Annotated in this window: 18 protein-coding genes and 1 tRNA gene; 12 read left to right on the top strand and 7 right to left on the bottom strand. The window is 66.1% G+C overall.

Features of this window, described 5'->3' with window-relative positions:
• Position 1 precedes the first annotated feature (1 nt).
• On the bottom strand, positions 2 to 1,375 hold the full coding sequence (locus tag B9Y97_RS00095) for an MmgE/PrpD family protein (protein WP_085524856.1): 1,374 nt from the start codon (positions 1,373 to 1,375) through the stop codon (positions 2 to 4).
• The gene (locus tag B9Y97_RS00090) at positions 1,359 to 2,669 is read right to left on the bottom strand and encodes an alpha-hydroxy acid oxidase (protein ID WP_085524855.1); all 1,311 of its coding nucleotides are present in this window, start codon (positions 2,667 to 2,669) and stop codon (positions 1,359 to 1,361) included. Before B9Y97_RS00090 ends, B9Y97_RS00095 begins: the two co-directional genes overlap by 17 nt.
• Positions 2,670 to 2,944: 275 nt before the next feature.
• On the opposite strand from B9Y97_RS00090, the gene B9Y97_RS00085 reads away from it, so the two are divergent.
• Complete coding sequence (locus tag B9Y97_RS00085; RefSeq protein WP_085524854.1) at positions 2,945 to 4,609, top strand: thiamine pyrophosphate-binding protein; 1,665 nt, start codon at positions 2,945 to 2,947, stop codon at positions 4,607 to 4,609.
• Between the two features lie 219 nt (positions 4,610 to 4,828).
• Positions 4,829 to 5,200, top strand: coding sequence for a hypothetical protein (locus tag B9Y97_RS00080; RefSeq protein ID WP_085524853.1), 372 nt, complete (start codon positions 4,829 to 4,831; stop codon positions 5,198 to 5,200).
• Between the two features lie 333 nt (positions 5,201 to 5,533).
• On the opposite strand, the gene B9Y97_RS00075 is transcribed toward B9Y97_RS00080, so the two are convergent.
• The 3 genes from B9Y97_RS00075 to B9Y97_RS00065 all read right to left on the bottom strand — a co-directional run bounded on the left by B9Y97_RS00075 (position 5,534) and on the right by B9Y97_RS00065 (position 8,018).
• Positions 5,534 to 6,214, bottom strand: coding sequence for a formylglycine-generating enzyme family protein (locus tag B9Y97_RS00075; RefSeq protein WP_254900813.1), 681 nt, complete (start codon positions 6,212 to 6,214; stop codon positions 5,534 to 5,536).
• A 96-nt stretch (positions 6,215 to 6,310) separates the two neighbouring features.
• On the bottom strand, positions 6,311 to 7,528 hold the full coding sequence (nirK, locus tag B9Y97_RS00070) for a copper-containing nitrite reductase (RefSeq protein ID WP_085528012.1): 1,218 nt from the start codon (positions 7,526 to 7,528) through the stop codon (positions 6,311 to 6,313).
• 58 nt (positions 7,529 to 7,586) lie between these two features.
• Entirely contained in the window at positions 7,587 to 8,018 is a 432-nt protein-coding gene (locus B9Y97_RS00065) for a pseudoazurin (RefSeq protein WP_085524851.1), read from the bottom strand.
• Positions 8,019 to 8,174: 156 nt separating this feature from the next.
• Here B9Y97_RS00065 and B9Y97_RS00060 point away from each other — a divergent pair, with 156 nt between their 5' ends.
• A complete protein-coding gene (locus tag B9Y97_RS00060) occupies positions 8,175 to 8,891 on the top strand; it encodes a Crp/Fnr family transcriptional regulator (protein WP_139828169.1) in 717 nt (238 codons plus the stop codon).
• 6 nt (positions 8,892 to 8,897) lie between these two features.
• On the opposite strand, the gene B9Y97_RS00055 is transcribed toward B9Y97_RS00060, so the two are convergent.
• Positions 8,898 to 9,110 (bottom strand): DUF1858 domain-containing protein, encoded by a 213-nt coding sequence (locus B9Y97_RS00055; RefSeq protein ID WP_085524850.1) that lies wholly within the window; start codon positions 9,108 to 9,110, stop codon positions 8,898 to 8,900.
• 120 nt (positions 9,111 to 9,230) lie between these two features.
• Here B9Y97_RS00055 and B9Y97_RS00050 point away from each other — a divergent pair, with 120 nt between their 5' ends.
• The 8 genes from B9Y97_RS00050 to hemN all read left to right on the top strand — a co-directional run bounded on the left by B9Y97_RS00050 (position 9,231) and on the right by hemN (position 16,983).
• Positions 9,231 to 9,683 carry a c-type cytochrome gene (locus B9Y97_RS00050; RefSeq protein WP_085524849.1) on the top strand — a complete coding sequence of 151 codons (453 nt, stop codon included), beginning with the start codon at positions 9,231 to 9,233 and terminating at the stop codon, positions 9,681 to 9,683.
• Positions 9,684 to 9,695: 12 nt separating this feature from the next.
• Complete coding sequence (locus B9Y97_RS00045; protein ID WP_085524848.1) at positions 9,696 to 11,045, top strand: cbb3-type cytochrome c oxidase subunit I; 1,350 nt, start codon at positions 9,696 to 9,698, stop codon at positions 11,043 to 11,045.
• A 3-nt stretch (positions 11,046 to 11,048) separates the two neighbouring features.
• Positions 11,049 to 11,843, top strand: coding sequence for a CbbQ/NirQ/NorQ/GpvN family protein (locus tag B9Y97_RS00040; protein ID WP_085524847.1), 795 nt, complete (start codon positions 11,049 to 11,051; stop codon positions 11,841 to 11,843).
• A 5-nt stretch (positions 11,844 to 11,848) separates the two neighbouring features.
• On the top strand, positions 11,849 to 13,732 hold the full coding sequence (locus tag B9Y97_RS00035; protein WP_085524846.1) for a nitric oxide reductase activation protein NorD: 1,884 nt from the start codon (positions 11,849 to 11,851) through the stop codon (positions 13,730 to 13,732).
• Position 13,733: 1 nt separating this feature from the next.
• Positions 13,734 to 13,910 (top strand): protein NnrT, encoded by a 177-nt coding sequence (locus B9Y97_RS00030; RefSeq protein ID WP_085524845.1) that lies wholly within the window; start codon positions 13,734 to 13,736, stop codon positions 13,908 to 13,910.
• Entirely contained in the window at positions 13,907 to 14,149 is a 243-nt protein-coding gene (locus tag B9Y97_RS00025; RefSeq protein WP_085524844.1) for an NnrT protein, read from the top strand. Before B9Y97_RS00030 ends, B9Y97_RS00025 begins: the two co-directional genes overlap by 4 nt.
• A 129-nt stretch (positions 14,150 to 14,278) precedes the next feature.
• A complete protein-coding gene (locus tag B9Y97_RS00020; protein WP_085524843.1) occupies positions 14,279 to 15,472 on the top strand; it encodes an NnrS family protein in 1,194 nt (397 codons plus the stop codon).
• 155 nt (positions 15,473 to 15,627) lie between these two features.
• Positions 15,628 to 16,983, top strand: coding sequence for an oxygen-independent coproporphyrinogen III oxidase (gene hemN, locus B9Y97_RS00015; protein WP_085524842.1), 1,356 nt, complete (start codon positions 15,628 to 15,630; stop codon positions 16,981 to 16,983).
• Positions 16,984 to 17,037: 54 nt separating this feature from the next.
• Here hemN and B9Y97_RS00010 read toward each other — a convergent pair whose 3' ends face one another.
• On the bottom strand, positions 17,038 to 17,811 hold the full coding sequence (locus B9Y97_RS00010; RefSeq protein ID WP_254900812.1) for a polysaccharide deacetylase family protein: 774 nt from the start codon (positions 17,809 to 17,811) through the stop codon (positions 17,038 to 17,040).
• Between the two features lie 386 nt (positions 17,812 to 18,197).
• On the opposite strand from B9Y97_RS00010, the gene B9Y97_RS00005 reads away from it, so the two are divergent.
• A tRNA-Asp gene (locus tag B9Y97_RS00005) sits at positions 18,198 to 18,274 on the top strand.
• Position 18,275 lies beyond the last annotated feature (1 nt).

Here is an 18,275-nt window from a genome sequence, read left to right as displayed (position 1 = left end):
GTCATTCTCCGTCAGATTGGGGCGCAAGCAGGCCGAGCAGCGACCCGAGGGCATCGGGGGTTTGCCGGAAGTTCCAGATCAGCCCGCGCGCGGCTTCGGCGCGGGCGGCACCGAGAAGCGGCGTGCAATTGGCACGGAACTTGATGTCGAGATCCTCGTCGGCCAGAGGGTTCGCGCCTTCGCCCCGGGGATCGCGGATCCGGGTTTCGAGGCGGCGCCCGTCCGTGAGCGCGATTTCGACATGAGCCGAACGGCAGCCGGGATACTCCTCCTCGCAGGTTGCATCCACGGCGGTCTCGACCCGGTTGATCATCGCTGTCAGCTCCGGTCGCTCAAGGGTTTCGGGCGCGAAACCCGGCACCGTGACGCCCCCGTCGACAAGCGCGAGGCCCGCCGCGATCGGGGCACTCATCTGGGCCGACAGCATCGTCGCCGCCTGCTTGTGATCGTGGCCGCGCACCGCGACGCCGTAGAGGCCGAGACGCACCTCCGCCACATCGCGCATCGGGTCGCGGATCTGCGCTCTCAGGTCGAGAAGCCCGTCGATCGCGGCATGGTAGTGGCGGCAACAGGGGTACAGCTTGAAATAGGCGGTTTCGATGGCGATGCCGGGGGTATCGAGCGCGCCGGGGTCGCCCGCGCCGGCGATGAAGGCGTTGAATACGCCATGCCGCCCCTCGAAAACCTCGCGCGGCCCGGTCAGGCCCTGCGCGGCGAGGGCCGCGCAGGCGATGCCGTCGCGGGCGGCCATGCCGGGGTGGATGCGTTTGCTGTCGGGGCCTTCCGCGAGAAATTCCAGGATCCCGCCGGCGAAGCTTCCGGCGAGGCCGAAGGCATGGGCGATCTGGTCGGCCTTCATCCTGTGCAGCACCGCCACGGCTGCGGTGGCGCCGAAGGTGCCGGCCACGGCGGTGTTGTGCCAACCCGTCCGAGCCGAATGCGGATGCATCATCCGCGCAACCCGCACCATGACCTGGTAGCCCGCGACGACGGCGCGGATCACCTCGGCCGGAGACGATCCCAAGTGCTCGGCCATGGCGAAGGTTGCGGGAAAGACCGAGGCGCCGGGATGGCCGCCGGCCTGGGTGTGGCCATCATCGAAATCGAGCCCGTGCGCGGCGGTGGCGTTGACGAAGGCCGCCGCCGCCGGCGACATCCGCAATCCGCTGCCGATCAGCGTGGAATGCCGGCCCGGATCGGTGGCGGCGAAGGCGCGGTAGGTGGCTTTGGTCACCGGCAGACGGGCGCCGATCAACGCGCAGGTGACGAAATCGAGGCAGGTCCGCGAAAAGGCGCGATCGGCGTTGTCGCCGGGGCCGCCATCGGCCGCGATCGCGACGACCTCGGCGGCAAGGCGTTCACTCACACTGGGCATCGGGGGCCTCCGGTTCGGCGAATGTGCCGGGCGCGATCGGGCCGCGCGGCACCAGGTTGTCGGGCGAAAGCTCGTCGGTGCGGCGCAGCCCGATCTGGGCGAGGGTCCGCGCGACTTCGCCCCGCAGGATCGAGATCGCATAGGACACGCAGGGCGCCTGTCCGAGCGTGGCGGCGTAGTTGAATGGCCGCCCCAGCAGCACGAAATCCGCGCCGAGCGCCAGCGCCTTGACCACCTGGGTGCCGCGGCGGATACCGCTGTCGAGGATCAAGGGCACGTCGGGCAGGGCCGCGCGGATATGCGGCAAGACGTGCAGCGGTGCGACAGTGCCATCGAGCTGCCGTCCGCCGTGGTTCGAGATCACCAGCGCATCGGCCCCACTGGCCACGGCGCGGCGGGCATCGTTCGGGTGGAGAATGCCCTTGACCACCAGTCGACCCGGCCAGAGACGGCGGATCTCGGAGAAATGTTCCCAGGCGAAATGGGCACGGCCCCCGAACTCCCTTTGCACGCTGCGCGAGATGATCGGAATGCCGCGTTCGGCATAGAGGTTCTCGAAATGCGGAATGCCGTGGCGCCAGAGCGTGCGCAGGAAGGTGCCGAACAGCCAGCGCGGGCGCACTGCCCCGTCCCAGGCGAGCCGCAGGGACGGGCGCAGGGGTGACGAAAAGCCGGAGCGCATGTTGTTCTCGCGGTTCGACCCGACAGGGGAATCGACGGTGACGACGAGCGTTTCCACACCGGCCGCGCGCGCGCGGTCGAGCAGGGCCCGCAGCCTGTCGGCGCCGGTTGGGATATAGGCCTGAAACCAGGCGCGGGGGTTCTCCGCCATGATCTCCTCGAGCGGGATCAGCGACGACCCCGAGACGATCATCGGAATGCGCGCGTCCCGCGCCGCGCTAGCGAGCGCCAGATCGCCGCGATAACCCATGAGCGCGCAAAGCCCCATCGGGGCGATGCCGAAGGGGGCGTCCCATTCCTCGCCCAGCAGCGAGGTTGCGGTGCTGACGCCCGCGACACCGGCGAAATAGCGCGGCAGAAAGACATGATCGTCATAGGCCGTGGCGGCGGTGCGCATCGACCGCTCTTCTTCCACCCCGCCGCTGACATAGCCGAACAGCGGGCGCGGCAGGCGGCGGCGGGCGGCGCGTTCGAAATCGTCCAGTGCAAGCAGGTGGCGGAAGTGTCGCGGGATCGCCGCGACCGAACGCCGACCGATCCGGCCGTCACCGTCGCCGGCCGCGGTGGACCCCGTTGATGCCTGCGGCGGTGCCGGTTGTGCGCCCGAATTCATGTTCCGGCCCGCCCGGAACTGCCGCAGGACTCGCGGCGGGGCGGCACGTCCCGCGGTGACAGGATTGAGCGCATGCGCAGGTCTTTCCTCCTCCGGCACGGGTGGTTTCCAACTGGTGGAAGCCGAGCCTGCCGGAATGCCATCTCCTACCCGATGAGAACCCGTGACCACGCCGTCTTGTCAAGGATTTTTTCACATGCTAGAGGGTTTCAAGGCTTGAACCGGGGCCACCTGTGGGAAAGCTTCCATATATTGGGTTAACCTTGGGGGACTTGATGGGCACGCCATGCTACCGGATTCTGGCCGACGCTTTCGTGAAGGAAGGAGTCACCGATGTCTTCGCGCTCACCGGCGACGGCAACATGTATTGGGAAGCCGCCTATACCGAGGCACCGGGGACCCGCACGATCAATGTGCGCCATGAACATGCGGCGGTCGCGATGGCCTCGGCCTATGCGCGGGTGGCCGACACGGTCGGGGTGGCCTCGGTCACCTGCGGACCCGGCGTCACCCAGATTTCGACCGCGCTGGCGACGGCGGTGCAGGCCCGCATTCCGCTGGTGATCTTTGCCGGTGAAAGCCCGCTGCACGGCGGCTGGTACAACCAGTCGATCGACCTTGGCCCGATCGTGACGGCGACGGGCGCGCGCTATATCCCGGTCCACAGCACCGCCCGCCTGCACGCCTGCGTGCTCGAGGCGTTTCACCATGCTCGCAGCCGCAACGAACCGGTGGTGCTCGGCGTGCCGTTCGACCTGCAGAAGGAAAAGGTCGAGACACCGGGCGAATACACCCCCTCGACCGCGTTCCTGCCCGATGCCGGGCCGCGTTGGCCGCACCCGGATTACCTCGCGCGGGCGGTGGACCGGCTGCGGGCCGCCCGCCGGGTGGTGGTGATCGCCGGGCGCGGCGCCCGCGGCCCCGACGCGCGGGACGCCTGCATCCGGCTGGCAGAGCGGGTGAACGGGGCGCTCGCCACGACCCTGCCGATGCGCGGGCTGTTCGCGGGCCACAAGCGCGACATCGGCTCGGCCGGCAGCTTCGGCCATCCGGCCACCGGCGACGCGCTGAAGAACGCCGATCTGATCATCGCCGTGGGCGCGTCGTTGCGCGGCTATACCAGCGATCACGGGCGGGTGTTCCCGCCGGAGAAAGTGTTGCAGATCGACGAACACCCCACTGGCCTCGCCCGCGGCCGGGCCACGGCGGCGCTGTTTCTTGCCGCGGATGCGGCACTCGGCGTGTCGGCCCTCGCCGACGCCATCGAGGCCGAAAGCCCCGCACCCGACTGGCCCGACTGGGGGGCCGAGGATTATGCCCGCCGGCTGCGGTCTGAACCGATCGACTCGTTCGAATACCCGGTGGAGCAGGGCACGCTCGACCCGCGCGCGGTGATCGGTGCGCTCGACGCGGCGCTCCCCAAGGACTGGGGCTGCGTCAATTCCTCGGGGCATTCGTCGTTTTTCTCGGCGCATATGCTCGACCGTCCGGCCGGCACCTTCCTGACGATCCGCGAGTTCGGGGCGATCGGCAACGGTCTCGGCTATGCCGCCGGCATGGCCGCCGCCCGCCCCAACCGTCCGACCGTGCTGCTGGAAGGCGACGGCGGGCTGATGGTCCATATCCAGGAACTGGAGACCATTCGGTTGCAGGGCTGGAAGATCCTGATCTGCGTGCTGAACGACGGCGCCTATGGTGCCGAGATCCACAAGCTGCGCGCCGACGGGTTGAGCGACAAGGGCGGGGTCTATGGACGCAACGACCTGGCCCGGATGGCCGAGGGTTTCGGCATTCGCGGCGCCGTCGTCGACAGGCTCGAGGCACTGCCGGGCTTGATCGAGGAGTTCCGCCGCGGCGAGGGGTCGATGCTGCTGGATATCCAGGTCTCCGACCAGGTGATTTCGCCGCGCATGGCGATGAACATCGGGCTTCGCAAGTAACGCCCGGAAAAAGCGCCATCGGGGTCGGGGGATCTTGGTCCGCCTAAGGCGGAGGTGCCGGGGGTGATCTCACGAGTAGGAACGGCGGTGCAAAAGTCGGCCACGTTAGCGGTGGGATGAGCCTGCTACGGGCGGCGTAGAAGTCGCCCACCTTTACCCTTTCTGGTGGCAGGGAGGGTGGGAGGATTTTCACCGTCCGGGAATCGGCGGACGGCCCCAGTGAAGCGGCCGAAGCTGAATTTCACCGGGATCATCGACGGCTGGCTGGAGGGTGATCGGGAGGTTCATCGCAAGCAGCGCAATGACGCGACGACCGAACAGGAGCGCATCGCGGCGGAGGTGGACATTGCCCGCATCGAGGAGCGGCAGGCCATGCGCGCCCTGGGCGGCAAGCTGACCGCCATTGTGCAAGCCGCATGGGCCGCGCCGTTCATCGTCTACACCGCCAAGCTGCTGGTCTGGGACAAGCTGCTCTGGCTGGGGGCCACCGATTCGCTCTGCCAAAGCCTCATGGTCACGCAGATCACTATCGTGACGTTCTTTTTCGGCGGCGCGGCGGCGATCGGAGTCGTTCGCGCGATCAAGCGATAGAAGGACGGCGCCGACCGGTCGAATACCGAAGCGTTCCCGGGTTCATTGAACCTGCGTGAACCTGACCAGGTTGCGAAGACACCCCTCGGACCCCCAAAATAAAGCGCTCCCTGCGCAGGAAAACAACAGCTTGCGCCGGGGGTGAGATGTTTACACCGAAGATGTCGGGGGTTCGAGTCCCTCATCACCCACCACGTCACCCCCTGTTTGCCCGTGTCGTTCTTCTCGTATCGAAGGGATGCGACGCATTCCTTGGTTCGTTGAACCTGAGACGCCGTCCCGGTTCTCAAAAGTCTTAGGATTTCAGGGACTTCTTTCTGGTGCTTGCGCTGGTCAGAACGCGTCGTCCGTCACCAGTCGCATGCCCAGATGCGCGGGCGGCGTGCCGACGGCGCAACCGCCACGGGCCGGGTCGCGGACCAGGAAGGGCACCGCGGCAAGGTGTTCCCCGCCCACGAAAAACGCCGGGCAGCGCGCCGGGTCGATGCCTTCGGAAGCCCCGGCGTAGCAATCTTGCGTCCATTCCCAGACGCTGCCGTCGAGATCGGCGATGCCCTCGGGTGAGGTCGAGAAACTGCCCTGGGGTTTGAGTGCGCGGGGGGCCACGCCATCGGTCAGGTAGGCCGAGGCCCAGGAGAGCGAGGGGTCGGAGAACAGCGGATCGGGCGCGTCGGGGAGCACCGGGGCCGCCATCAGGTCCCATTCATCCGCCGTGGGCAGCCGGAAGTCATGCCCGGTCGTGGCATTGATCCAGCCGATGTATTCCTGCACGTCGACATAGCTGAGGCCGGTTGCCGGGGTGGTGGCGGGGTCCTGATCGGCGCGGGCGCGCAATTCCAGTGTGCAGGCCTTCTGCGCGTGGCAGGTGTTCCATTCCGCGATGGTCACCTCGTGGCGTTGAACATGCAGCGACCTGCCGTCCGGCAGCACCACCGGGCGATCTGCCATCACCGGCTTGAAGGCGGGGTCCGGGGGGCGCTGCGCGAGCGCGCCCCAGAGGACGACGACCGCCAACAGACCCGGAAGCACCAGACGCAGGGACGTTTTGAAACGCGGTGCAGGTTTGTCGGCGGCAGTCATCGGTTGGTCCTTTCAGGGTGCTGGACGGTCTCAGGTCGCGAAGGAGCGAGGTGCTACGATCTGCTCCATCAGCTCGTTGTCCCACTCACCTTCGACGACGAAGTGCGCGGTCGCGCCCAGCATCACACCTTCGATGAGGTTGTGGTTGACGTAGGCATACACACCCGGCTGTTCGAAGGTGTACATAGCCGCCACGGCGCTGCCACCGCGCACGAACCAGGTTTCCATGCCCTGCATCGGGGCTTCAGTGAAGGAGGCTTCCCAGACATAGTCGCCATGGCCGCCGATCAGGTGCGGGCGCGAATCCCGGTTGGCCTGGTTGTGGACCATCAGGACGGTCTCACCGACCTTTGAGCGCAGCGCGCTTTCTCCGGTCAGGGCACCCACCGCGCCGTTGAAGACGGAATGCGTCGGGGTCAGCGTCCGCATCGCTTCGAGACTGTCGGCGTAATCATCGCCTGCGGCTTCGTAATGTCTGTGGTCGCCGTTCTCGTCTTTCGGCAGGTAGTAGTCCTGCTCGCCGATATAGGCGATGCTGTCGTAGCGAAGCGGGTTGCCGTCCTTGTCTTTGAGCCCGTCACGCGGCAGCACCATCACCGCGCCGTTCATGCCGTGGGTGACGTGGTAGGGGATCATCGCGCCGCCGGGGGCGCAGTGATAGGTGAAGCAGCCGGGCTTGGTCGCCTTCCAGCGCAGCACCGCTTCCTCGCCGGGGTAGACATGGGTCAGGCCACCGCCGCCCAGGGCCCCGGTCGCGGCGTGAAAGTCGATGTTGTGCTCCATCATGCTGTCGGCCGGGTTGCGCAGGGTCAGTTCGACCATGTCGCCCTCGTGGCAGATGATCAGCGGGCCGGGGACCGAGCCGTTGAAGGTCAACGCCCAGATCGACGCGCCGGTGTCTTCGTCGACCACCATCAAACGCTCGGTGGTTTCCAGGGTGACCTCGACGATCTTGGGGCCACCGGTTGCCACCTGTTCGTGCACCGGCGCGAAGGGCGGGGCGACCATTTCCTGTTTTACACGGGTGTAGCCGGACAGGTTCGCCGGTTTGGCGGTGGTTGCGGCGGCTTTCTCTGCCGCGGCCTTGTACAACTTTGCCGAGCTCGTGTTGATGGCGCCCAGTTTCGGCGCGCGCACCGCGGCCATTGAGCCGGCCCCCGTCATCGCGGCGGCACCGGCAAGAACCGAGCCCCAAAGAACGTTGCGACGACTGGTGCTGACGAGTCCGGGGTTGTTGGACCTGGTCATGTTTCCCTCCATGGGGTTGAATGTGGTGGCAGGCATCGCGCCTGCCGCCGGAAAAGGATCAGAGATTGCCAAGCTGGGCTTCGAAACGTGCCTTGGCCTTCGGCGGCACGCGGCCTGCGAAGAAATCGGCGGGCACGTCGGTGTCGCCGACGGCGATGGTCATCACCATGCCCATGGCGTAGTGCGGTTTGCAGATCACGCCGTAGAGGCCTTCGACATCCAGCGTAACTTCGAATTCTTCGTTGACCTTGCCGGCAAACTCCTCGGCACCCTCGGGCAGCATGCCCGCGTTGATCTCGGCGTTGTGGCTCTTGTCGGAGGCCACGAACCGGATCGTGTCGCCGGGCGCGGCCTGAACGAAGGCCGGCTCGAACACCATGCGTTCGCCGTCCGATCCCTTGTTCAACATCTGCACTTCGAAGGTTTCCGCAAAAGCGGATGTGCCGATCAGGGCGGCGAGTGCGAAACCGGTTGCCAATGTGCGGATCATGTCTTGTCCTTTCAGATCGCTTGATTGCCTGACCTGAAAACTAGTCATTGCGCGGCACCGGATGTTGCTCTGGAGCAAACTTCTGCACGATTGCATCTGCGCCGCGGGGTGATCTGGCCGTGGTCTTGGCAACCGAATTGTGGCAAGAGACATGCCATGAATGACCATCCGACCCGCAAGACCCTGCCGCGGCTTGATGAAAGCCTGCTGACGCACCTGCCGCCGTTCTCGCGCCTTGAGAAACGGCAGATCCGGACGATTCTGGATCAGGCAACCTCGCGGCGCTACGAGGCCGGGGTCGCGGTTTTCAGGGAGGGTCATCCCGCCGATCGCTTCTACATGCTGCTCGATGGCTATGTCCGGGTGGTCCGGATCACCGCCACCGGCGAGCAGGTGACGGCGCTGCATATTCCGGCAGGCCAACTTCTCGGCATCGCGCGCGCGATCGGGCGCGACACCTATCCGGCCACGGCGATGACGGCGACGGAATCCATCGTTCTGAGCTGGCCAACGCGGCTCTGGGATACCTTCGTCGCCGAGTATGACGGGTTTGCCACCGAAACCTACAAGACCGTCGGCCACCGGGTTGGCGAGATGAACACGCGCATCGTGGAACTGGCCACCCAGCAGGTGGAGCAGCGCGTTGCCAACGCGCTCCTGCGCCTGATCAACCAGACCGGACGCAAGGTCGAGGGCGGGATCGAGATCGACTTTCCGATCACCCGCCACGACCTGTCGGAACTGACGGCAACCACGCTGCACACCGTGAGCCGCCTGTTGAGTGGATGGGAAAAGCGCGGGCTGGTGCTCAGCAAGCGCAAGCGCATCACCGTGTGTGACCCGCACGCGCTGGTGGTTCTCGGCCAGGGCTGAGCCGGGCTACGGCGCGTCGGCGGCGATGCGCAACTCTGCGAGAAACAACTCTTCATCCAGTCGGTACTCGGCACAGGCGTCCGAAACCGTGTGAAACGGGCTGACCAGGCACCCGACGCAAAGCATCTTGTGCCGAACAAAGACCGGGATCGTTCCGGGCCAGTGGGTCATCAGGTCCGCCAGCGGCAGGTCCGGATCGTCCAGTCGGGGGGCGCGCATGACAGGCTCCTTTCCCGGACCATCCTAGAGCTTCAATCGCACCAAACATTGCGCTGGCGCAAACTTCGCCAGCACCAGCCTGCCTAGACAGGGCCATCCCGAACTTCAGGAGGCCGCAGAATGGCTGAAATCTTAACCAAATCGCGGGCGCGCAACATCTTCTACGGAGGCTCGATCTTCTTTGTCGTGATCTTCGTGGCGATGACCGTCCATTCCCACCGATACGTGGTGACCGTCTCGACAGCGGGCATGCCGCTGAGCGAAGAGGTCGTTCACGGCAAGCATGTGTGGGAGGAGAACTCCTGCATCAACTGTCACAGCCTGCATGGCGAGGGCGCGTATTTCGCCCCCGAGGTTGGCAACGTGATGACCCGCTGGGGTGTGCAAGACAGCCCGGAGGATGCGTTCGAAGTTCTCAAGGGCTGGATGGAAAGCCAACCCAGTGGCGTTGAAGGCCGTCGCCAGATGCCGAATTTCAATCTCAGCGACGAAGACATTCGCGGTCTCGCGGAATTCCTGCGCTGGGCAGATCAGACAGACACGCAGGGCTGGCCGCCCAATGACGCCGGTTAAGGAGATTAAGATATGAAATACCAATCTCAGAAAGTGGCGTACTGGTACTTCCTCGCCGCGCTCGCATTGTTCGCCGTTCAGGTGCTGGGCGGGTTGCTGGCAGGCTGGGTCTACGTCTCGCCGAATTTCCTGGCCGAGATCGTGCCCTTCAGCGTGATCCGCATGATCCATACCAATGCGCTGATCGTCTGGCTTCTGCTGGGCTTCTTCGGAGCGGCCTACTTTCTCATCCCGGAGGAGTCCGAACGCGAGATATGGTCGCCCAAACTGGCCTATGCGCAGTTGATCATCCTCGTCGTCGGCGCGCTCGGGGCCGTTGGTTCCTACCTTGTCGGCATCCACGGCGGGCGCGAATTCCTTGAACAGCCGCTCTGGGTCAAGTTCGGCATCCTCGTGGCCGCGCTCATATTCCTGCTCAACATCTCGATGACCGTTCTTTCCGGCAAGAAGACGGCAATCGCCAACGTCCTCCTCATGGGGATGTGGCTCCTGTCGCTGCTCTGGGTCTTTGCCTTCATCAACCCCGACAACCTGAGCCTCGACAAGATGTATTGGTGGTTCGTCGTGCACCTCTGGGTCGAGGCGACCTGGGAACTGGTGATGGCGTCGATCCTCGCCTTCCTGCTGCTCAAGCTGACCGGCGTTGACCGCGAAGTGGTGGAAAAGTGGCTCTACGTCATCGTTGCCACCGCGCTGTTCTCCGGCATCCTTGGCACCGGGCACCATTTTTACTGGATCGGTCTGCCGGGGTACTGGCAGTGGGTCGGCTCGATCTTCTCGACCTTCGAGGTGATCCCGTTCTTCCTGATGATGTCGTTTGCCTTCGTCATGGTCTGGAAGGGGCGCAAGAACCACCCCAACAAGGCGGCCCTGTTGTGGTCGCTGGGGGCCAGCACCGTCGCCTTCTTCGGCGCCGGCGTCTGGGGCTTCCTGCACACGCTGCACGGGGTGAACTTCTACAGCCACGGCACGCAGATCACCGCCGCGCACGGCCACCTTGCCTTCTACGGTGCCTACGTGGCCCTGAACCTCGCGGTCTTCACTTACGCGATGCCGATGCTGCGCGAACGCGCGCCCTACAACCAGGTGCTCAACATGGCCTCGTTCTGGCTGATGACCGGCGGCATGGCCTTCATGACCTTCGTGCTGACCTTCGCGGGCACCATCCAGACCCATATGCAGCGCGTCATCGGTGACTACTACATGGAGGTGCAGGACAGCCTGTCGATCTTCTACCTGATGCGCTGGGGGGCCGGACTGGCCGTGGTGATCGGGGCGATCCTGTTCATCTATTCCATCCTGGTCGTGCGGAAATCCGAGGTGATTGCCCCCGGTGCCGCCAACCGCGTTGCGGGAGAATAGGCGATGAACATGCAAGCCTCGCCAACCCTGCCGTTCTATCACCCCACCGGCCGCGAATGCGAGCTGTTCGAGACGGCCTACAAAAATGGTTTGCCCCTTCTTTTGAAGGGGCCGACCGGCTGCGGCAAGACCCGCTTCGTCGAACACATGGCGGCGCGCCTGGGCAAGCCGATCTACACCGTGGCCTGTCACGACGACCTGTCGGCGGCCGACCTGATCGGGCGCTACCTGCTCAAGGGGGGCGAGACCGTCTGGGTTGACGGCCCGCTCACCCGCGCGGTGCGGGAAGGCGGCATTTGCTATCTCGACGAGGTGGTCGAGGCGCGCAAGGACGTCACTGTCGTGCTGCACCCGCTGACCGACACCCGCCGGACGCTGATGATCGACCGCACTGGCGAAGAACTTGTCGCGCCGCGCGAGTTCATGTTGGTGGCGAGCTACAACCCCGGCTACCAGAACGTGCTGAAACGGCTGAAGCCCTCGACCCGGCAGCGGTTCCTGTCGATCTCGTTCGACTTTCCCGATGCCGAGACCGAAATTGCCGTCGTGGCCCGGGAAAGCCGGCTGGAGCCGGCGCGGGTGGCACCGCTGGTGCGGTTGGCGCAGTCGATCCGGAACCTTTCGGGGATGGACCTCGAAGAGGGCGTGTCGACCCGGCTTCTGACCTACGCGGCCACGCTGATCGCCGGGTCCATGGCGATCGAGCAGGCGCTTGAAGCCGCCATCATCGAGCCGTTGAGCGACGAACCGGACGTTCAGCGGGCCCTGCGCGACCTGGTCGCGACGATCTACGGGTAGCGGCCATGCACCTCCTCGACCTGATGGACCCAGAAGAAACGGTCGGAAACATCTGGCACGACATGGCCAGCCGGATCGGGGCGGAGATTTCCTATCCCGAGGCAGCGGTCGCCCTTGCCTCGGTGCGACCCAGCCTCGCGGTGCTGTTCCGCGCGCTGGGGGGCGCGGCGGGTGTCGAACTGGCCGAGGCCGCGCCGACCCTGGCGCGCCACCGCCGCCCGCTGCGGCGCAAGCTGGGAGCGGAGCGCGACCGCGAATGGGTTGCGGGATTCGACGGCGAACGCCTCACCCTGCCGCCGTTTCTCGCGGCCTTTCCCGACCCGGCCCTGAACCGGGCGGCCTATTTCTGGCTGACCGCCATGGCCGCCCGGAGCGCGCCCGATCTTGACGCTCTGGAGGGCGACGGCCCCTTGCAGGACTGCGCCCAGATCCGGGCCAATGTCGCGGCGTCCGATGCGGTCTACGCCGCCTGTCCGGGCTTGCGCGCCTCCTATGGCGCGATGGCGCAACTCTGCCTCGACGCGCGGCTCGACCTCGTCCGGCCACGCCAGGAGGCGATCTTCGAGAACGCCATCCGCGACCAGCTTGGTGGCGCTTGCCCCGTGCTGACCGCCGATCCGGGCAGCAAGGCCCACATGCCGTTTGCCCCCGTGCCGATCTGGTTGCGCTTCGCCCTGCCGTCCTCGGGCAAGGCCGCCGGCGACGAACAGGCCGATCCCGCAGCCCCGCCGCCCAACGCGGCGCACACCACCCGCAAGCTCGGCAAGCGCAAGGATCAGGACCAGCACAACCGCAAGGACAGCTTCATCATTCACCGGTTCGAGTCGATCCTGTCCTGGGTCGAGTCGATGAACATCAACCGCAGCGTCGATGATGACGACGAAGAGAACGCCCAGAAGGCGGCCGACGATCAGGACGAAATCACCCTGTCGAAGCAGGACCGCAAGGCAGCCACGCGCCTGCGCCTGCATCTCGACCTGTCGCCCGCCGACGCCGATCACGAGGCCTTGGCCGGGGAGCACATATACCCCGAATGGAATCACCGCTCGCGCAGCTACATGGAGGGCCATTGCCGGGTGCTGGACACACCGGCCAGACCCGAAGGCCCGCCGTTCGTGCCGAACCAACGGCGGATGCGCGAAGTGCGCCGCCAGTTCGAGGCGCTGCGCCCGCGCCGCATCCTGCAACCGCGCCAGGTTGATGGCACCGAGCTTGATCTCGATGCCCTGCTCACCGCGCGGGCCGATCTGATGGCGACCGGGCGCGGCTCCGACCGGATCTGGCAATCGGCGCGGCAAACCGAGCGGGATCTGTCGGTGGCCTTCCTGATCGACACCTCGCGCTCGACCGAAGCCAGCATCGGCGACACCTCGGTGATCGAGGTCGCCCGCGAGGCGATGGCCGCCCTCGCCGGTGGGATCGACGCCGCCGGGGATCGGCTTGCGATCTGGGGGTTTTCATCGCTGCGCCGCGATCGGGTGTTCCTGACCCGCTGCAAGGATTTCAAGGACCCGATGTCGGCCGATATCACCGCCAACATCGGTGCGCTGAAACCGGGGCACTACACCCGGTTGGGGGCCGCCATCCGCCATGTCAGCGCGCAACTGGCCGAAGCCCCCAGCGCCCTAAAACTGCTGATCGTCCTGACCGACGGCAAGCCCAATGATCTTGACCATTACGAGGGCCAGCACGGTATCGAAGACAGCCACAAGGCCGTCCGCGAAGCCCGCAACGCCGGCCAGAGCCTGCATGGCATCATCATCGACGAGGACGGGCAGGACTGGTTCGCCCGCATCTTCGGCCGTGGCGGCTTTACCCTGCTGCCCCACCCGGAGCGGCTGACCAAATCGCTGCCCGATATCTACCGCACCCTGACACAGGAGACCTGACATGCGTATTCTCACCCCGCTCATGGCGATGATGCTGGCATCGCCCGCGCTGGCCAAGAGCTTTGACCGACCGATTCCGCAGGCCCAATCGGCCACCGCGGAAATCTGGTTCGCCCTGAGCAGCGTCGCGCTGATCGCGGCGCTTGTGCTGGTTCACCGGCTGGTGGTCCGCAGATGACCGGGCAAGGGTGGTCCACGACACGGATCGCCTTCGCGCTTTACCCGTTCGGGGCAGGGGCGGCGGCGGTCAACGTGTTCTTCGCCTCGCTGATCTTCAGTTGGGTCGGCGGGCCCGTCGCGTCAACGGCCTGGTCGATCGGGATCGGCTGTGTCATCGGCGCACCCGCGACGTGGTATTTTGCCCGCCACATCCGCCACCTGATGGACGTGGCGGACGCAAAGCCCGCGCCCGAATGACACCAGCGCGCACGACGCGGCGCGAGAGCTGAGGCTGCATGTCCAACATCGCGGCAAACGGGTGCGGCGAAGCGGTTCCGATGACGGAACAAGCTCCGGGACGCGGCACCAGGGGCATGGAGGCCCGGGATGGCACGAACATCGGCAGAGCAAATGCGCGCCTGGCAGGGGCCGGCGCTGTTCAGCTTCGGGTTTCGCCCGTTCTTTCTGTTCGGGCCGGTCTGGGTATTCGTGGCGATGCTCCTGTGGCTGGCGGCGTTGGCGGGGACCATCGAACTGCCGACGCGGTTTGATGCCGTGTCATGGCACGCGCATGAATTCCTGTTCGGCTATCTCGGTGCGGTTCTCGCGGGCTTCGTGCTGACGGCGGTGCCGAACTGGACCGGACGGCTGCCCATGGTCGGCTGGCGGCTGGCCGCGCTGTTTGGCCTCTGGGTTGCCGGTCGCATCGCGGTGATGGTTTCGGCCGGTCTTCCGCTCGCGGTCGCGCCACTCGTTGATCTCGCATTCCCCTTGACGCTGGCTGCGGTGATCCTGCGCGAGATCATCGCCGGGAAGAACTGGCACAACCTGACCGTGCTGGCGCTGCTCGCGGTCTTTTCGGCCGCAAATGCCCTGTTCCACCTTGAGGCACTGAATGGCGGCTTTGCCGCACAGGGCATCGGCCTGCGATTGGGCGTCGCAACGGCGATCATGATGATCGCGGTGATCGGGGGCCGTATCATTCCATCCTTCACCCGCAACTGGCTGGCGCGCGAAAACCGGCAAGCGCGCCCGGCACCGCCGATGCAGCGCCTTGACAGGCTGGTGCTGGTGCTGAGCCTTCCCGGTCTTTTGCTGTGGGTGGTCTGGCCGTTTGCGCAGATCACCGCGATGGCCCTGATCGTGCTCGGCGCCCTGCACCTGCTCCGCCTGGCCCGGTGGCAGGGGCATCACACGCGTGGCGAACCGCTGGTCTGGGTGCTGCATGTTTCCTACGGCTTCATTCCCATGGGTGCCTTCGCGCTCGGGCTCGACCAATTGCTTGGCAATCTCGTCACCGCAGGCGCGCAGCATCTGTGGATGTCGGGAACGATCGGCGCGATGACGCTGGCGGTCATGACCCGGGCGACGCTTGGACATACCGGGCGCGTGCTGGTCGCGGGACGGGCGACGCTGGCGATCTATCTTTGCCTCTTCGGATCGGTGGCCGCCCGTTTCTTCACGTCGGTGAACCCGGACCTGAGCTACCTGTCGGGTCTGTTGTGGCTCGCCGCGTTCGCAGGCTTTGCCTTGATCTATGGCCCCATGCTGCTGCGGCCCAGACCCGGGAAGACCCCGTGATCTGCAACCGGATCTGCCGGGAGGCCTTGGGATCGGGTGACTGCAATGGTTCGGTCGCCAACCGCCACCGCCCCCCGCGCCGCGGTATCACGAAAACGCGCAAGAGTTTGTTGCGGCGCAACTTCCGCCGGGCCCCTCGGGCACATGATGGCGGCATGAAACAGATCGAACGCCTCGAATCCCTCGGCCTCTTTGACGCCCGGGTGCCCCGCTACACCTCGTATCCAACCGCGCCGGTGTTCTCCACCGAGACCGGCGCCGCCTTCCAGCACGCCGCCCTGTCCGGTCTGGACCCGGCGCAGCCGGTTTCGGTCTATATCCACATTCCCTTTTGCGAACGGCTTTGCTGGTTCTGCGCCTGCCGGACCCAGGGCACCAAGACGCTGAGCCCGGTCGAAAGCTATCTCGAGTCTCTCGAAGCGGAACTTGCTCTCGTCCGGGACACGCTTCCCGCAGGTCTGCGCATGGGGCGTCTGCATTGGGGCGGCGGCACGCCGACAATCCTGCCGCCCCGGATGATCCACCGCCTCGCGGAGGCCATCAAGCGGGTGTTTCCGCCCACCGACGACTGCGAATTCTCGGTCGAGATCGACCCGACCATGGTGGATCGCGACAAGATCGCCGCCCTCGCCGAACAGGGCATGACCCGTGCCTCGATCGGCATTCAGGATTTCGACCCGATCGTGCAGACGGCGATCGGGCGCGCGCAACCCTTCGATGTCACGCGTGGCTGTGTCGACGATCTGCGCGCCGCCGGGGTCACCTCGCTCAACACCGACCTGGTTTACGGTCTGCCGCACCAGAGCCAGGCCCGCCAGGCCGACACGGTGGCCAAGGTGCTGACCCTCAACCCGGATCGGGTGGCGTTGTTTGGCTATGCGCATGTGCCATGGATGTCGAAACGGCAGAAGATGATCGACGAAGCGGCCTTGCCCGGCGATCACGCGCGCCACGCGCTGGCCCGGCTTGCCGGTGCGCGTTTCGAAGCGGCCGGGATGACCCCGATCGGCATCGACCATTTCGCCACGGCGGAGGACGGCTTGGCCCGCGCACAGCGTGACGGCAGGCTGAGGCGCAATTTCCAGGGCTACACCGCAGACGACTGCGCAACCTTGATCGGTCTCGGGGCCTCGTCGATCTCGCGGCTGCCCGACGGCTACGTTCAGAACGCGCCGGCGACGGCGGCCTATGCGCAGCGGGTTGCCGCTGGCAACCTCGCGGGGACCAAGGGGCACGTCCTGACCGAGGATGACCGGTTGCGCGGCCGGGCGATCGAAATGCTGATGTGCGATTTCCGGATCGACCGCGCGGCGCTCGAGCGCGATTTCGGACCGGCGGCATCGCAGCTCGACCCGATCCACGCGATGGTGGCCGCACGATACGCCGATGACGTGGTCATGGACGAAGGATCGCTGTCGATCGAACCTGGCGGAAAACCTCTGACCCGGATCATCGCCAGTGCCTATGATGCCTATCTTTCCAACGGCGCCCGCTACAGCCAGGCATCCTGATCAAGGGTCGCCGAGGATGCCGGGGGGGGGCGATCAGCCGCCATCACCGGCGCTTCAGCTTTTCGCCACCTTCGGCAGCCGCCAGCGCAGCTTCGACCAGTCGCGCTGGCCGAGGATCATCGAGACGGTGGCAAAGCGGTAGCCGCGCTCGATCAGCCCGTCGAGGGCGGCGGGCATGGCCTGCACCGTGGGCTTGTGGATGTCGTGGCTGAGGATGATTGCGCCGGGGCGCGCGCCGCCGACGATGCGGTCGGCCACCACGCTCGAACCCGGGCGACGCCAGTCTTCCGGGTCGACCGACCACAGGATCGTCGGCATCTCGCGTTCCTTGTGGATCATCGCGCGCTGGTCTTTCGTGAGCGCCCCGTAGGGCGGGCGCATCGTCACCGGCATCCGCTGCACCGCGCGAAACACCGCCTCGGAGGTGCGGTCGAGCTCGCGCAGCACCGCGGCCTTGCCCAGTTGCGACAGCAACGGGTGCTGCCAGGAATGGTTGCCGATCTCGTGGCCCTCGTCGACCATCCGTTTCACGATATCGGGGTAGCGCGCGACGTTGCGCCCGATCACGTAGAAGCTGGCGCGGATCCGCCGGGCCTTGAGGATGTCGAGCAGCGCCGGGGTGTAGGCCGGGTGCGGGCCATCGTCGAAGGTCATCGCCACCGTCCTGGCCTGCGTCGATGCACCGGTGACGGTGATCAGGCGCTCAATATCCAGATCGTCGGGCAGCGCGATCGTGCTCGAAGCGGCCAGCGCCGTTCCCGGTGCCAGCCAAGCCCCGCCCGCGATCGCGGCCCCCGATCCAAGGATCAGGTTTCGTCTCGTAATCACCCTTGCCCCCCAGGCCTTGGCGAACCAATCAATGCTGAAGGCGTTGATTTCACTCGCCCGATGCGGCGGCAAGGCCTTGCGGGGCCGGGGCGACGCGGGCCTGCAAGCTGTTGCCGGTTTCGCACAATCCGATGCGCGGGGCGGGCGCGTGAAGTTGCAAAAGGTGAAGCGCCTTGTGATTACCCAACCAGGCCGACGGAGATGAAAGCGCCCCCCGGTCCGCATCTCCCGGCGGGCCCTGCGCAGCGGCCGACTCACCCCTGCGTTGCCGTCATCCGCGCGCGCCGGCGAAAAAACGCGAAAGTCTTGCGCGGAACAGCTTGACGCCCCCCCCGCGCGCTTCTAGAACCCGGCCTCACGACGCCCCGCACGGGGATCGGCAGCGGGCGGTTGTAGCTCAGTTGGTTAGAGTACCGGCCTGTCACGCCGGGGGTCGCGGGTTCGAGTCCCGTCAACCGCGCCAC

This window comes from Maritimibacter sp. HL-12, from assembly GCF_900177545.1.
Lineage (GTDB): Bacteria > Pseudomonadota > Alphaproteobacteria > Rhodobacterales > Rhodobacteraceae > Sinisalibacter.
This window is presented reverse-complemented; position numbering and strand designations above follow the sequence as displayed.

Bases quoted from the DNA above. Each gene is read 5' to 3' on its own strand.
- B9Y97_RS00095 (WP_085524856.1), bottom strand. From the start codon at position 1,375: ATGCCCAGTGTGAGTGAACGCCTTGCCGCCGAGGTCGTCGCGATCGCG.
- B9Y97_RS00090 (WP_085524855.1), bottom strand. From the start codon at position 2,669: ATGAATTCGGGCGCACAACCGGCACCGCCGCAGGCATCAACGGGGTCC.
- B9Y97_RS00085 (WP_085524854.1), top strand. From the start codon at position 2,945: ATGGGCACGCCATGCTACCGGATTCTGGCCGACGCTTTCGTGAAGGAA.
- nirK (WP_085528012.1), bottom strand. From the start codon at position 7,528: ATGACCAGGTCCAACAACCCCGGACTCGTCAGCACCAGTCGTCGCAAC.
- B9Y97_RS00065 (WP_085524851.1), bottom strand. From the start codon at position 8,018: ATGATCCGCACATTGGCAACCGGTTTCGCACTCGCCGCCCTGATCGGC.
- B9Y97_RS00060 (WP_139828169.1), top strand. From the start codon at position 8,175: ATGAATGACCATCCGACCCGCAAGACCCTGCCGCGGCTTGATGAAAGC.
- B9Y97_RS00055 (WP_085524850.1), bottom strand. From the start codon at position 9,110: ATGCGCGCCCCCCGACTGGACGATCCGGACCTGCCGCTGGCGGACCTG.
- B9Y97_RS00050 (WP_085524849.1), top strand. From the start codon at position 9,231: ATGGCTGAAATCTTAACCAAATCGCGGGCGCGCAACATCTTCTACGGA.
- B9Y97_RS00045 (WP_085524848.1), top strand. From the start codon at position 9,696: ATGAAATACCAATCTCAGAAAGTGGCGTACTGGTACTTCCTCGCCGCG.
- B9Y97_RS00040 (WP_085524847.1), top strand. From the start codon at position 11,049: ATGAACATGCAAGCCTCGCCAACCCTGCCGTTCTATCACCCCACCGGC.
- B9Y97_RS00035 (WP_085524846.1), top strand. From the start codon at position 11,849: ATGCACCTCCTCGACCTGATGGACCCAGAAGAAACGGTCGGAAACATC.
- B9Y97_RS00030 (WP_085524845.1), top strand. From the start codon at position 13,734: ATGCGTATTCTCACCCCGCTCATGGCGATGATGCTGGCATCGCCCGCG.
- B9Y97_RS00025 (WP_085524844.1), top strand. From the start codon at position 13,907: ATGACCGGGCAAGGGTGGTCCACGACACGGATCGCCTTCGCGCTTTAC.
- B9Y97_RS00020 (WP_085524843.1), top strand. From the start codon at position 14,279: ATGGCACGAACATCGGCAGAGCAAATGCGCGCCTGGCAGGGGCCGGCG.
- hemN (WP_085524842.1), top strand. From the start codon at position 15,628: ATGAAACAGATCGAACGCCTCGAATCCCTCGGCCTCTTTGACGCCCGG.